The organism is Proteiniphilum sp. X52 (assembly GCF_003712195.1).
In the GTDB taxonomy this organism is placed as follows: domain Bacteria; phylum Bacteroidota; class Bacteroidia; order Bacteroidales; family Dysgonomonadaceae; genus Proteiniphilum.
In genome coordinates this window covers 188,354-200,971 of record NZ_RDSD01000006.1, presented here as the reverse complement: position 1 = coordinate 200,971, position 12,618 = coordinate 188,354, and the positions used below count along the sequence as shown (strand labels likewise).

The 12,618-nt window shown below is 46.8% G+C and carries 17 protein-coding genes; 3 read left to right on the top strand and 14 right to left on the bottom strand.

The genetic code is table 11. The annotated features are described in order from the left end of the window. Positions 1-285 precede the first annotated feature (285 nt). Positions 286-690, top strand: coding sequence for a helix-turn-helix domain-containing protein (locus D7D25_RS07240; protein WP_122968316.1), 405 nt, complete (start codon positions 286-288; stop codon positions 688-690). Positions 691-709: 19 nt separating this feature from the next. Here D7D25_RS07240 and D7D25_RS07235 read toward each other — a convergent pair whose 3' ends face one another. From D7D25_RS07235 to D7D25_RS07170, 14 genes are all read right to left on the bottom strand, one after another. Beyond that, positions 710-1,354: a flavodoxin family protein gene (locus D7D25_RS07235; RefSeq protein WP_185140231.1), complete on the bottom strand. Its 645-nt coding sequence runs from the start codon at positions 1,352-1,354 to the stop codon at positions 710-712. A 17-nt stretch (positions 1,355-1,371) separates the two neighbouring features. Further along, the gene (locus D7D25_RS18800; protein WP_122968314.1) at positions 1,372-1,572 is read right to left on the bottom strand and encodes a hypothetical protein; all 201 of its coding nucleotides are present in this window, start codon (positions 1,570-1,572) and stop codon (positions 1,372-1,374) included. Between the two features lie 83 nt (positions 1,573-1,655). Further along, on the bottom strand, positions 1,656-1,772 hold the full coding sequence (locus tag D7D25_RS18795; RefSeq protein WP_370453844.1) for a hypothetical protein: 117 nt from the start codon (positions 1,770-1,772) through the stop codon (positions 1,656-1,658). Beyond that, positions 1,772-1,927, bottom strand: coding sequence for a hypothetical protein (locus tag D7D25_RS18155; RefSeq protein WP_185140234.1), 156 nt, complete (start codon positions 1,925-1,927; stop codon positions 1,772-1,774). The genes D7D25_RS18795 and D7D25_RS18155 overlap by 1 nt, the downstream gene beginning before the upstream one ends. 15 nt (positions 1,928-1,942) lie before the next feature. Beyond that, on the bottom strand, positions 1,943-2,950 hold the full coding sequence (locus tag D7D25_RS07220) for a carboxymuconolactone decarboxylase family protein (RefSeq protein ID WP_122968300.1): 1,008 nt from the start codon (positions 2,948-2,950) through the stop codon (positions 1,943-1,945). Between the two features lie 76 nt (positions 2,951-3,026). Beyond that, on the bottom strand, positions 3,027-4,202 hold the full coding sequence (locus D7D25_RS07215) for an iron-containing alcohol dehydrogenase (RefSeq protein ID WP_122968299.1): 1,176 nt from the start codon (positions 4,200-4,202) through the stop codon (positions 3,027-3,029). Positions 4,203-4,243: 41 nt separating this feature from the next. Next, positions 4,244-5,311, bottom strand: coding sequence for a cyclophilin-like fold protein (locus D7D25_RS18245; RefSeq protein ID WP_221407973.1), 1,068 nt, complete (start codon positions 5,309-5,311; stop codon positions 4,244-4,246). Positions 5,312-5,511: 200 nt separating this feature from the next. Next, positions 5,512-6,123 carry a SagB/ThcOx family dehydrogenase gene (locus tag D7D25_RS07200; protein ID WP_255417226.1) on the bottom strand — a complete coding sequence of 204 codons (612 nt, stop codon included), beginning with the start codon at positions 6,121-6,123 and terminating at the stop codon, positions 5,512-5,514. An 80-nt stretch (positions 6,124-6,203) separates the two neighbouring features. Next, on the bottom strand, positions 6,204-6,425 hold the full coding sequence (locus D7D25_RS07195; protein WP_122968297.1) for an aldo/keto reductase: 222 nt from the start codon (positions 6,423-6,425) through the stop codon (positions 6,204-6,206). A gap of 1 nt (position 6,426) precedes the next feature. Next, on the bottom strand, positions 6,427-6,678 hold the full coding sequence (locus D7D25_RS07190) for a putative quinol monooxygenase (protein WP_255417229.1): 252 nt from the start codon (positions 6,676-6,678) through the stop codon (positions 6,427-6,429). Then, complete coding sequence (locus D7D25_RS18485; protein WP_255417225.1) at positions 6,618-6,884, bottom strand: hypothetical protein; 267 nt, start codon at positions 6,882-6,884, stop codon at positions 6,618-6,620. Before D7D25_RS18485 ends, D7D25_RS07190 begins: the two co-directional genes overlap by 61 nt. Next, a complete protein-coding gene (locus D7D25_RS07185; RefSeq protein ID WP_122968295.1) occupies positions 6,881-7,204 on the bottom strand; it encodes a putative quinol monooxygenase in 324 nt (107 codons plus the stop codon). Before D7D25_RS07185 ends, D7D25_RS18485 begins: the two co-directional genes overlap by 4 nt. 478 nt (positions 7,205-7,682) lie before the next feature. Then, complete coding sequence (locus tag D7D25_RS07175; protein WP_158602565.1) at positions 7,683-8,012, bottom strand: DUF4907 domain-containing protein; 330 nt, start codon at positions 8,010-8,012, stop codon at positions 7,683-7,685. Continuing rightward, positions 8,005-9,030, bottom strand: a complete 1,026-nt coding sequence (locus tag D7D25_RS07170) for a kelch repeat-containing protein (RefSeq protein ID WP_122968292.1) — start codon at positions 9,028-9,030, stop codon at positions 8,005-8,007. Before D7D25_RS07170 ends, D7D25_RS07175 begins: the two co-directional genes overlap by 8 nt. Before the next feature lie 763 nt (positions 9,031-9,793). Here D7D25_RS07170 and D7D25_RS07165 point away from each other — a divergent pair. Together D7D25_RS07165 and D7D25_RS07160 are read left to right on the top strand one after the other, a co-directional pair. Next, positions 9,794-11,047: a DUF4270 family protein gene (locus tag D7D25_RS07165; RefSeq protein ID WP_158602564.1), complete on the top strand. Its 1,254-nt coding sequence runs from the start codon at positions 9,794-9,796 to the stop codon at positions 11,045-11,047. Beyond that, the gene (locus tag D7D25_RS07160; protein ID WP_148038878.1) at positions 11,034-12,257 is read left to right on the top strand and encodes a hypothetical protein; all 1,224 of its coding nucleotides are present in this window, start codon (positions 11,034-11,036) and stop codon (positions 12,255-12,257) included. The genes D7D25_RS07165 and D7D25_RS07160 overlap by 14 nt, the downstream gene beginning before the upstream one ends. The last annotated feature ends 361 nt before the right edge of the window (positions 12,258-12,618 follow it).

The following is a 12,618-nucleotide window of genomic DNA, read 5'->3' as shown; positions in this document are numbered from 1 at the left end:
AGAAACTTTATAAACATGATTTATTTTATCTGCGGAAAACTAAAATTCGATTACCCACAGTATTTCATATAGAACCATTCTTTTTTTGTTATGCTGGTGCAATGGTACGGTGATTTTTTCATCCCCGCAAGAAGGCACTTTTTGGTGGAATAGTTACCCAGAAGTAGGAATTGTTGAAAAATAATGGGTTATGAACAGCTGTTTTAACTTCAATTAACGCAGTATGGAATTTACACTTAGTATATATTTGACACCTTTGTTGAAAATTTGAAAGTTATGACAGATATGAAGGCAGAACGTTCAGAGCAGCGAGATCCGTTAAGCTCGCTTAAATGGACGAGTCGTGAGGAACGAACCCGAAGTGAATATTTGGCATGTCCCATACGCCAAGTCATCAGCCGCTTCGGCGACAAGTGGTCAATGTTGGTGCTCTTTATGCTACACAGGAGCGAGACGGGCATCCTCCGTTTCAACGAGATACGCCGTCTGATGACAGACTGCTCACAGAAAATGCTCTCGCAGACGCTGAAAAATCTGGAGCAGAGCCATCTGGTGCATCGTGAGGTTTATCCAGAAGTGCCTCCCCGCGTGGAGTATTCACTGACGGACACAGGAAATTCTCTGATGCCAGCCATCATGGCTCTTATCGATTGGGGCAAGGAACATTTCAATGAAGTAGTAACGGATTAGTAGCGTATTCATATTGCTTTTATAATAATTTGCCTAATTCGTATGACTCTTTGGCATATTTTGTGCCCTTGATGCTGCCAGCCGTCCAGATACCGGGGGCAATGACACAGCCGACATCCTCCCAGCCCATATAGTCGGCAATGGTCTTGTAGTGTGCGGTCATCGCTTCTGCGTCTTTCTTCGACATATTAGCGTAGGCCATCAGGAATACACACTTCTTTCGGGTGTGTAATGTCCCGTTGATGGCGTAGAAACGGTCTATCGTTGCCTTCAGTTGTGCTGAAAAGCCGAAATAGTACATCGGTGAGCAGAACACTACGAGGTCGGCCTTGATAATCTCGGGGCGCAACACCTTCGTAAAGTCATCTTCATAGACGCACGGCCCGTCCATGCCGCAGTGGTTGCATCCCAAACAGGAATGCACATCGCTGGTCGCCGTGTTGAAGCGGAACACCTCGTGTCCAGCCTCCTTTGCACCACGGATAAACTCGTCAGCCATGTGGTTCGTGTTGCCGTTTTTCCGTGGACTTCCTGTTAAAACTACTATCTTCATACCATTATTCTTTTTATCGTCTTTAGCCAGCATGGATGCAAAGGGCGTGGTATCCAACAGTGTGCCTGCTGCTGCCACACCCGATTTTTTGATGAACTCACGCCTGTCCATTATTCATTCGTATATCGCTAATACGTTGTCATACCCATGTACTCCAGGCCTGCCAGACGGCAGAATGTCCGCATCGTATGGTCGCCCGCATCAAGCATGGCCTGGCTTGGTCCTGCTCCCTGGAAGATGAAATAGAGCTGTTTTCCCTTCAGCAACTTTCGGGCCAATGCTGCCGTATTGCCGTCACGGTTAGGGCTCCCGTTTACAAACAGTATCATAGTCTTCTTGTCTTTTGGTTTCTCGTCTCCGTTTGTTGCATGTGCCATGCAAATGCCGAATGCCAGCAGCAGGCTTCCGACTGCTACCCTGACTGTGCGTTTATGGCGAAGCAGAAGATATCGAAGTTCTCTTGCATCCTCGCCTTTCGAACGGTCTTGGGAATCACCATCACGTCGCGCTGAATGAGCCAACGGAGCATCAACTGACCGACGGTTTTGTCGTGCTTGTCGGCAATCTTCCGGTCAGTTGAAGGCTGATTTCGTTGTCTTGGCAATACTCCTGACTCACAGGACTGTTATAAGCTCCATCGGCATATACCTTTTCGATGTCTGTGGAAAGTATCTCACGAGTCACTGCTATTTTCTCGTACTATGGCAGTTTGTTATACTCTTCGTCAGTCACAGGCTCCAGCCACTCGTTGCTCGAACCTTCCTGCACGTCCTTGTGGTATGTCAAGTGTTGGAACCATGAGTCCTTGGCGGCTCCGTGCCAGTGTTTCACCTCGGCGGGGATGGCGATGAGGGTGCCGGGAGTCATCTCAATGGCCTCTTTGCCCCATTCCTGATACCAGCCACGGCCACTGACGCAGATTAACACCTGCACGGCCTTGTGGTGGATGTGCCAGTTGTTGCGGCAGCAAGGTTCGAAAGTGACGTTATGCACGCCGCCACCCACATCGGCCAGATAGCTGTTGCCGATGAAGTACTGGGCATAGGCGGTATTAAGTTCGCCCTTGGGCCATTTGCTTCGCAGGGTGTAGCCCTCGCTGTAGAGCCAAGTGCAGAGTTCATCAACGAGTTCCTGACTGTTACCCATCTTCACGGCTCCCTGCTTGTGGGCAGTCAACTGCGGAGCCACACCTTCCAGACCACTCAGGGCTGCAACGGTCACTATTTCTCGGTCGGCATGTGAGAGCTGGTCGCCAGCGAAGATGTCTCCGAAGAGGTGCGATTTCAGATAGTAGTCATTCTGCGGACAGAAATCGTAGTGGAACGCACGGCCAGAGAGCTGCGTCTGCACCTGCGTGCCCAGCTTCAGGGCCTTTTCTGGATTATCCCATACCGCAGGGCGTTTCCAGGGTTTACCTTCCTGCCAGTTCGCCTGCTTGTTTTCCAAAACCTTATTCAGCACTCCCAGCGCATTCAACGAACGCGGGAATCCCGCATAGGCATAGAGTTGGGAGAACGCCTCCTTCAGTTCGTTGATGGTCACGCCGTTGTCGAGAGCCATTTTCACGGCAGGCTCCAACCGTTCCAAATCACCTTGTGCCATCAGACAGGCACATGCTGCCAGCCCTTTTTGACGCTCAGCCAGCCTCTGACCTTGTACTGTTACCATAGTCAATATTGCTATTACAAGTACTACTGTTCTTTTCATTGTATTACATCCTCTCTTTGACCTTTGTTCGGGCCTTCTCACGCTCGATAAGGCATGAGCAAGCTCTGCTTTATCCTCACTCAATCGAAGCCTTCAGTATCTCCGTGATGTCCTCTGGCTTCAGGTCGAGATAACCTGCGGGATAGCAGATGGTGCCTTCGGTGATGCCGGGAATCATATCGGCAGTGGCTCCGATTTCGCTGATAGTCAGCGGCAGGCCAATCTCCTGCATCCATGCTTTCAAAGCTTCGAGACCTGCTTCTGCAATTTGCTCGTCGGTCATTCCTTCACCCTTGATATCCCATACGTTCTTGGCGAAACGTACGAATTTTGCCAGACCTGGCTTCATGGCGCGACGATAGTAGGCCATCGAGACGGCTGCGAGGCAGTAGCCGTGCGGGGCGTGCGTCCAGGCACCCACAGAGTGACCAATCATGTGTACCATCCAGTCCTGATGTTTGCCGCAGCCGATGAGGGTGTTGAGTGCCCATGTCGCCGTCCACATGATGTTCGAGCGAGCCTCGTAGTCCTGCGGATTCATCACGGCGATGCGAGAGGACGTGATGAGACCGCGCATCAGTCCCTCGGCCAGATAGTCGCTGGTGTTGTCGTCGAAATCGCTGAAGTACTGCTCCATGATGTGGTTCATGATGTCGTAGATGCCCGCCTTCATCTGGTTGTCGGGTACGGTCATCGTGAACTTCGGGTTCAGCATCGAGAACTTCGGCATCAGGCGGTCGTCGAACACACGGCCCACCTTGAATGTGTGCTCGGCATCGGTAATCACCGTACCTGCGTTCATCTCAGAGCCTGTGCCTGCCATCGTCAGGATACAGCCCACGGGCAGAATCTTTTGACCAGCAGGGGGATTCTGCTGCTTCAGCCAGAACTGATCCCAGTAGTCACCCTCATGGAAAACCGATGCCGCCACGCCCTTCGAATAGTCGCAGACGCTGCCGCCACCAAGAGCGAGAATCAGGTCAACGTTGTTCTCTCGGGCTATCTTGATACCCTCACGCAGTTTCTCCAGCGTAGGGTTTGACATCACGCCCGGATTCTCCACGATGGTCTTTCCCGCCTCTTTCAGGATGGCCAGCACCTGGTCGTAGATGCCGTTACGTTTCACGCTGCCGCTGCCGTAGTTCAGCAGCACGACGGGGCCGAAGTTCTTCAACTCGTCCTTGAGATATTTCAAAGACTCATCACCAAAATAAAGCTTGGTGGGGTTGTGGTACGAAAAGTTTCCTTGCATAGTCGTATTGTTTTATTTGATTATCTTTTTGCCGTTTTGAATCACCATTCCTTGTTCAGCGACAGCGTTACGCTGACATTGTCGCCACCCGCATTCACCCACGTCTTGATGTCAGCCTGCGTCATGTTATCGAGCTTGCCGATGCGAGTGAAGTTCCACGAGTTCGTGTCGTAGTAGATGCAGAGGTTCGAGCCCTGATAGAGAATCAGGTCGCCCGGCACGGTATGGATTGTCTCGTTGTTCTCCGGGAAGGTGTATCCCAATGGCCCTACCTTCTCGAAGTTGCCGTAGTCGTGCGCCTCGTAGGTGATATCGCCTTTCTGAAGTTGCGCCACCAGAGCTTCCGTCGAGGAATTGCTGACCATCGTGGCAGTCTTGGTTACGCCACCGATGGTGAGATAGAGTTTTTGTGTCATATCGTTGGATGTTTGAAAGTTCTGTGTTGACAGCCAGTTCTCAATCAGCGAACTGCGGTTGGAGTGGTTGCTGGCATTGATCCAAAGCGCATCGCCAGCCCATGTGACGTTGGGTGATAATCTTTGGGCATCAGCCACCACACCGCTGATGCCGCTTGAATGACTGGATACTATCATTGCAACCGTCTTGCCCGCGAGTTTCGCACTATTCTGAAACAGATACGTCTGCATGATGGCAGCCATCTGACTCCACCAAAGAGGTGTCACGATGATGATGTTCCGGTAGTCATCAAGATGGGTTGTCACGGGGTCGATGGCGGGATAGCTGCTTGCATCGTTGGGGTTACCCTTAATGGCGTTCAACAGTTGAGTCCCCAATGCATAGCCGTTCGCCTCGTATTGCAGCCCCTTCTCCGCGGGCTGAATTTCCAATTGGTCAGCCGTGATCTGACTTGCCAGACTATTCACAATCGCCTTGCAGTTGCCCGTGTAACTGTAATATACTATCAGCGTCTTGGCCATGTTGGCCTGAACCTGATTCGTCTCTTCCTTCACTTCGCTGTCCGGGGAACAGCAGGTCAGCAGCATGGCTGTGAAAATCATCAGAATCTGTTTGACTTTCAGTCGAAGATTCTCACGTTCGGCAGAATCCAAACATGTTTGGCTCTGCTCTCTCTTCATCGAATCATTCATAACGTCTTGTTTTAAATTTCGCTGCAAGGTCCTTGCTTAGGAAAGCGGCATAGCCGAGCGGCGACAATTTCCTGATACTGTGCCTAAACGAATTGCGGAAAGAAACACCCATATTACGGATTTATTTCTCCCGATGCCACTGCTGCATGGTGTCGCCCTCGAACTAAACGATGCCGCGATGGCCGTGGATCTCGCTTGCTTTAATGTTGTCTCGCATAGCCCACGGGGCAGTTGAGCAACGGCTCCTGTCCCTCCTTCAGGCCTAGCAGTTTCTGCAACGCCTTGCGGTCCATCGTGCCACGGATGACGGTCGCCAGCCCCGTGGCCGCACAGAAGAGGCTGATGTTCTGGGCGACGATGCCCGCATCGGCGGCTCCCATCGGGCGCATCATCTCCTGACGGTCGCCGAACTTGCCCATGTCCACGACGATGACGAGCGACACGGGCGCATCGTTCACGAAGTCCTGTCCTGCCGCCACCAACTGGCGGTGGTCGCCGTTGGCCACCTTCCGGAGGGAGTGCGTGGCATGGTCGTAGAGGCAGACGCCGCTTGGCAGCACGGCATAGACGCTGACCTCCTGCATGTTCACCGCCGTGGCATTCGTGCGCTTGCCTTCGTCGGGGCGGTTCACGCCCGTGGCCGCCCAGAGCAGGTTCGACAACTGCTGCTCCGTCAGGCTCCTGTCGCTGAACTCGCGGCAGGCCTTCCTGTTCCAGAGAGCCTCCATGATGGTTGCGCCGCCCGTCTTTTCGGGTGCTGGCAGAGCCGTCGGCTGCGCATTCCCTGCCAGAGTTGAAAACAATGTTGCCATAATCATTAATGATTTTCTGTATTTCTTTATCATGTGTCTCATATCCTTATCGTTTTAGATGATTGTATATCCTCCGTCCATCACCACCTGCGAACCAATGGCGAAACCAGCATGTCGTTCTTTGCCAGCGCATTGCCGATGAACCGCTCATTGTCATAACCCTGCGCCGTGTCGATGAGACGGTAGCCCGCCTTCAGCGCTTTCAAAATCGTTTGTTCACACAGAGCAGCGTCCGTGCTCTGGAAAGTGCCGAGCCCCAGCTGCGGCATCTCGACTCCGTTGTTTAGCTTTACGTGTTCCATATTATTTCATTCTTTTAAATATACTTTTCATTGTCTCGCGGTCGAGGGGTGTGAGGTCTTGCAGTTTGAGCGACTTCACCATGTGGAGCGTGCCCTGCTTGTACTTTTGGAAATGGGCAGTCTGGATGTGGTGTTGGTAGGCTTCTTGCGAAGCGTAGATTTCGAGGATGCGGAAACTATTATTATCTTCCTTCATCTGGGTGGCAAACAGGCAAAGGACACCGGGTTCCTCGGCGAGGCTCTTCTGCTGAATCTCTTTCGCAGCGGCGAGATACGCTTCGAGCTGTTCTGAATGGACTTCGATTTCGGCAATGGGAAACCCTCGTCCATCAGTATTCCTTCACCTTCGAGTGCAGACACAAATTCAGGAGTGATGATGTGCGAGTGCACATCAATCACCCCTTGGGCTTTTACCATGAATGCCATTGATAGGGCAAGTAGTGTTACGCATAATCTCATTCCTTCTTTCCTTCCGGATTATTATTCTGTGGCATGACAGGATGGAACATTCTCACCTGACGACCTCCCAACTTGTATTTCTCGCGCAGGGCAGCGGCTTCCTTCATTACAGGCGAGCTGTGGCAACGGTCCAGGGCTTCCTGATCGGTCCATTCATCAATCAGAAGCAAGCCCTCCGGATCATCTGCCGGGTAGAAATAGTCGTAACGGATGCATCCCTCGATATTCAAGTTCTCCACGTCGGTCTTGCTGCCGAATACCGCGTCTCCTCCAAATGCTCCCGCCCCCCAGGCCCAAGTTCCTAATGCGATTTTTGGCATAATTACTCATTGTTTTGATTGGATGGTGTAAAATTACGGAGGTTCCGCCAATAACCGCCTAAACGATTTACTGATTAATCAACCCAAATTACGGATTCTACCTTTTTTATGCCTTTCACTCGAGAAAAAATGTAACTTTACCCCCAAATGGACAAGATTCCAAAGGTAGATAAGGTCAACGAATATGCCCGATACATCGGAGCTCCAGTGTTGCATCCGCTCGGCTCGTTATTTACTTGTTTTGCCTTAGCCGTTGGGCTTGGTAGCCGTCATCTTTTCGAAGGCCATCTCGGCGAAGTAGCGGCTGTGGGCATTCTCGCCGTGAATCATCAGCACGGGGGGGCGGATCTCATCGACGTAGGCCGGCGGAAGGCTGTTCCGCAGCCAGGTGCCTGTCCGCGGAATCCAGCTACCGTTAGAGCCGATGGAGCGGGGATGATAGCCGCGCGGGGTCCCGTGGAAGTATATTGCGCCTTTACTACATGCTGATTTTGTCATTAAGTTCTTCCCTCGTGATCGAAGGGTCTTCATTATTCCTTATTTTTGATAAAACGAGTTCCCCGATTACCCGCGCTGATTTTTCATCAGGGAAGGGTTGATCCCCTGTGATGCAAGGCATGTAGGGTTGTACTATGATCACTTTCTCTTTTGTGTTTATCTGATATCCCCAACCATTGCCTGATTTGAATGTCCTTACACTATACGTATCCGTATTTTTATTTTCACCTGAAAGAGTGAATAGAAAATATGTCAACAGGATAATGCTGATTACGAATAAAAATATGAGGACCAAAATTCTTTTAGTCATATTCATTATACTCGTCCCTCGGTTTAAATTCCCACATGTCATCAAAATACAAAGAAGTAGTAGTTGTTGAACCTCGTCCGGTTAATACAAATCCTCTGTTGTCAATCGAAAAGCCTGCCGCGGCAGTGCGTGCCGATCCTTCAAAGGATGTTCTTTCGGTCCATCTGTCGGTAATCGGATTGTATTCCCAGGTATAGCTGTTAAGTCCGCCGGTCTCACCCGTGGCCAAATAACCCAATCCGTTAATAACAAAAGAAACCGTATTCAAGCGGGTTATGGTGGTATAATCATCATCAAAATCTGAGTCGGTCTTATCGCTTATCTGCGCTTTTTGTTCCCATGTCTGGGTGTCGGGGTCGAACATCCAGAAATCGGAAGGATAAGCTCCGTTGTTCAATCCTCCGACAATATATGCTTTATTATTGATAATGAAGTTGGTGGCAAAAGCCCGTTTTGTTCCTTGTATACTGGCACTTGTTTCCCATTGGTCTGTGGTGGGATCGTATTTATAAAAATCCATATAATAATTGGTATTGAAACCAGTGCCGGCATAACCAATCCCGTTCAGATAAAAGGCTGTCGCGCCATTGCGGGCCATACCGGGAAAATCGGCTTTTTGCGTCCATTGATTATTGTCCGGGTCATACTCCCAGAAATCGTTATAATAATTTACTCCATCAAATCCGGTTCCATAATAACCTTTATTTTCAGAAGCGAAGGCAAATGAAGAATTCCTGGCTGTTCCCGGAAAATCAGCTTTTTGCGTCCAATAACCCAGGTCGATATTATATTCCCAGATATCATTTAATCTTTGTCTTCCGTTGTAGCCTCCGATGATATAAGCCTTTCGGCCTATGACAATACAGGAAGCATCTCCCCGGACGGGTCCCCCGAAATCCGAACGTCTGACCCAGTTCCCTACTAGATCGCCATCGCTATCATCAGAGCAGGAGAAAAAACAAAATAAACTGAACACGCTGAGGGAGAGTCCCATTAATAATTTAGTCCGATCATTCATAATAATATGGATTTATTAATAGTTTATGCATCTTTTTTTTAGTATAATTTAAAAACCCGCCTCCTCCGGGGGTGGTGATGTAATATAGGCTTTGCCTGTATTCTAAAAGAAATTATGGTGGCAGAGCCATGAATTCGGCTTAAAGCCACCTCCTTTTAGTTTTAGGGGGTGGATAGTGGAATTCAAATAATTTCTTCATTGAAGTATCCACAAAAGTATACAAGGTCTCTTTTCTGGAAAAAAAATATCGATGAATGCCGTTTGAATTACGGTGAACAGCTAAAAATCGCCGGTCAATGACGGTCTGGCGATTTTTCCCGGCAAATGGCTATTTATGGAATATAATGCACAATTCGAGGATGAAATAATTCAGTTTGTCGATAATATTTTTTCATTATATTTTCTTCCTCTTCCTTTGTGGAGTCAATTAAGAAACTGTGTCGGCTTTTACGGGTATTTTTTTACCCTTATTTTTTCACTCTTTCATCTTGTTTTTTGCCTTTTTTGCGCCTTCGAATTTTCATTATATCGAAATAATGTGGCGGGCTAGAGAAAGAGATGAAAATCCCAATCCATCATCCAATTGCTGAAAAACAATTGATGAGGAAATTCAAAACAGTTTCTAAAGGCATATTTATGAAATGAAGCCATACTCATATAAAAAAATAATCATATGAAGTTTTCACCTTGTATTTTATTATGTGTCCTGTTTTTGGGATCATGTGTGAGTGATGATTTTTCTGTAGGAAATAATTTGGTTTCGGTGAAAGGAAGAAGTATGCTGATAGAAGACTGCACTGTGGCATTGGAAACTCATCTGAGTGACTCATCAGTAACAAACGGATTGTCCAGGATCTTTGAAGGTAAATATAATTCTTCAGACTTTGGAATTATTACCGCCCATTCTTATTTCAATTTTAACCCACCCAAATATAATACTTCTGAATTTGGTTCCAATGCCAATGTCACGGTCAAATTTGATTCTGTCTCCCTCATTCTCAGATATGATGGCTTTAGTTATGGAGATACCACCCAAACGCAGACACTCAATCTATACAAACTAAAACAAATTATAGAATTGGATGATAAAAGTCAATTGTATAGCACCTCGTCCGTTCCTGCCGAGGCAGAACCCTGGGTAAGCTATCAATTCAACAGGCCGGAAGAACATTGGGACAACGATAGTACATTGGAATTAAGGTTACCCGATGAATTCGGACTAGAATTGATGACCCTTATGCAGACTCAATCTAATTTACTGGAGACATATGAGAATTTTCTGACTTATTTCAAAGGGGTGAAACTCTCTCCCGGAATAAATGACAATGCAGCCGTCAACAGTTTTGTGCTTAATGACGAATATCCGATTATCAGGCTTCATTATTCGACCATAGGCGCGGTTACTACCGAAGAAAACAAGATAGATATGACCGTGAATACAAGTACTGCCTTTTCCCAAATTGAGACAGACAGAAGCAATACATTACTGCACTCGCTCAGCAATAGTAATCCACTCACTTCGGTAGAGACAGATAATAAAGTTTATTTACAGGGGATAACCGGGTTATATACAAAACTGAGCTTTCCGGATTTGAACGAGATACTAAAACTGGGAGACCAGGTCATTATCTCCTCCGCCATCCTCTATGTCTTCCCCGTATCAGGGACATATAACGATTTTACGCCTCTTCCCGCAAACCTCTCGTTGAATTATCTGAATGAAGAAGGGAAGGCAATCGATATATACATAGATCCAAGTACAACCAGTGTGCAGTCGGGAAGCTTAGTCGAGGATAAGATCTATAACAGAAACACATACTATGCATTTGATGTGACAAGTTATCTGCAATATGAATTAGGAATGATTGGGATGTACAAATCATCTTTACAATTATTTCTGGACGATACAGAGAAGAACAACACTTTAAAAAGTCTGGTATTGGGCGATTCTTCATTTTCGACCCAGGAAAACAGGGTTAAATTAATTATATACGTTATAGTTTATGACAATGATTGAAAAACGGTCTCTTCTGGCAATTCTATGCCCGCTATGTTTTCTATTGAATATGCAGGGTCAGACCACTCATTCTCCTTACTCTATGCTGGGGTTGGGTGAAATAGAAAATAAAGACTACGGAAGGACTGCCGGAATGTCTGATATCGGAATAGGAGTCAGAGAGTTTGATTACCTGAATGTGATCAATCCTGCGGGAATCAGCGGCCTGGATAGTTTAAAATTTATATTCGACATATCTGCGGCAGGGAAATATTCCTTTTTTACAGAGAGAGGAAAAACAGATAACACTATCAACGGAAATCTGAAAAAAATATCCTTAGGATTCAGGCTTATGCCCGGATGGGGGATCTCTTTAGGAATAAAGCCTTTCAGTGACACGGGTTATCGGATATATAGCAAGGAGCCTATCGAGGGATCAACGGATACTAAAGCCGTATATCTTGAGGGAAGCGGAGGATTATACGAATTATATCTGTCGAATGGGTTTAAAGTGACAGACCATTTTTCCGTGGGTATCAATACAAAGTATATCAGTGGCACATTGAAACAAACAGAAAATCAATCAGACTATCTTTTTGAAAAGGAGTCCCGGGTCTTCCAATTTTATAATACATTCGGGATGCAGTATCATAAACGGGGCCTGACATTGGGGGCGACCTATGGTTATAAGCAAAATATAACGATGAATAACAAGAGCAGCATATATGATGACGCGTACAATCTTATTCAGGAACAAGATGACAGGTCCAAGGAACAGTTTATTCCTGAAACTTTTGGAGTAGGATTCTCCCATGACAGCAAAAAAGTTATCTGGGGCATGGACTTCCGCTATCAAAAGTGGAAAGGAATTGAATCGGGCGTGAGTAGTGCCAAAATTGTTGATTCATACAGGATCAATACCGGAATAGGGTATACGCCGAATGGGCACAGATATTACAGGATCGGGAATCAGGGGATCAGGAATAGGGGACAAATACAAGTCGGCACATCTTTTTCTAAATCTTATATACAGTTGGGGGGTAGGAACGCTTATAACTATTCTGTTTCAGCAGGATACAGTTTCCCGGTCAGTTGGAACTTATTAAATGTCACACTGGAATACGGCAATGCTTTGTCGGCACCCTCGAATTATATAAAAGAGTCTTATTTCATGGTGACATTCAATTGTTCCGTTATCGACCAATGGTTCAGGCTAAGAAAATTTGATTAGTATTATTCCGCTATAGTGTGTAAACAAATTGTTGATAATGTATAGGAAATTAAAAAGAATATTATTGCACGTTCTTTTGTGGACGATTATTCTGGCTACAATAACTTTAATGTCCCTACACCCGGACAATACCTTTTCTTGGGCGAGAAACCTTCCGTTTATCATTACCTATTTGTCTTTAGTTTGCTTTTTTTACCTGAACGCCGATTATTTATTCATTAAATTAATTCCCAATAAAAAATACTTGCTTTACATTCTTATCGTGGGGGTTATTGTTTTGTTGTACATCTATTTTCATCATTATATTTTTTCCCTGTTTTTTCAATTGGATTCTTTTCATGGACACAATATCCCTCCAAAA

Excerpts from the sequence above, each read along its gene's own strand:
- D7D25_RS18245 (WP_221407973.1), bottom strand. The coding sequence starts at position 5,311 with ATGAATGATTCGATGAAGAGAGAGCAGAGCCAAACATGTTTGGATTCT.
- D7D25_RS07170 (WP_122968292.1), bottom strand. The coding sequence starts at position 9,030 with ATGAATGATCGGACTAAATTATTAATGGGACTCTCCCTCAGCGTGTTC.
- D7D25_RS07240 (WP_122968316.1), top strand. The coding sequence starts at position 286 with ATGAAGGCAGAACGTTCAGAGCAGCGAGATCCGTTAAGCTCGCTTAAA.
- D7D25_RS18485 (WP_255417225.1), bottom strand. The coding sequence starts at position 6,884 with ATGAGATTATGCGTAACACTACTTGCCCTATCAATGGCATTCATGGTA.
- D7D25_RS07195 (WP_122968297.1), bottom strand. The coding sequence starts at position 6,425 with ATGGAACACGTAAAGCTAAACAACGGAGTCGAGATGCCGCAGCTGGGG.
- D7D25_RS07220 (WP_122968300.1), bottom strand. The coding sequence starts at position 2,950 with ATGAAAAGAACAGTAGTACTTGTAATAGCAATATTGACTATGGTAACA.
- D7D25_RS18800 (WP_122968314.1), bottom strand. The coding sequence starts at position 1,572 with ATGATACTGTTTGTAAACGGGAGCCCTAACCGTGACGGCAATACGGCA.
- D7D25_RS07185 (WP_122968295.1), bottom strand. The coding sequence starts at position 7,204 with ATGCCAAAAATCGCATTAGGAACTTGGGCCTGGGGGGCGGGAGCATTT.
- D7D25_RS07215 (WP_122968299.1), bottom strand. The coding sequence starts at position 4,202 with ATGCAAGGAAACTTTTCGTACCACAACCCCACCAAGCTTTATTTTGGT.
- D7D25_RS07175 (WP_158602565.1), bottom strand. The coding sequence starts at position 8,012 with ATGACTAAAAGAATTTTGGTCCTCATATTTTTATTCGTAATCAGCATT.
- D7D25_RS18795 (WP_370453844.1), bottom strand. The coding sequence starts at position 1,772 with ATGCTCCGTTGGCTCATTCAGCGCGACGTGATGGTGATTCCCAAGACC.
- D7D25_RS07200 (WP_255417226.1), bottom strand. The coding sequence starts at position 6,123 with ATGGCAACATTGTTTTCAACTCTGGCAGGGAATGCGCAGCCGACGGCT.
- D7D25_RS07160 (WP_148038878.1), top strand. The coding sequence starts at position 11,034 with ATGACAATGATTGAAAAACGGTCTCTTCTGGCAATTCTATGCCCGCTA.
- D7D25_RS07235 (WP_185140231.1), bottom strand. The coding sequence starts at position 1,354 with ATGGACAGGCGTGAGTTCATCAAAAAATCGGGTGTGGCAGCAGCAGGC.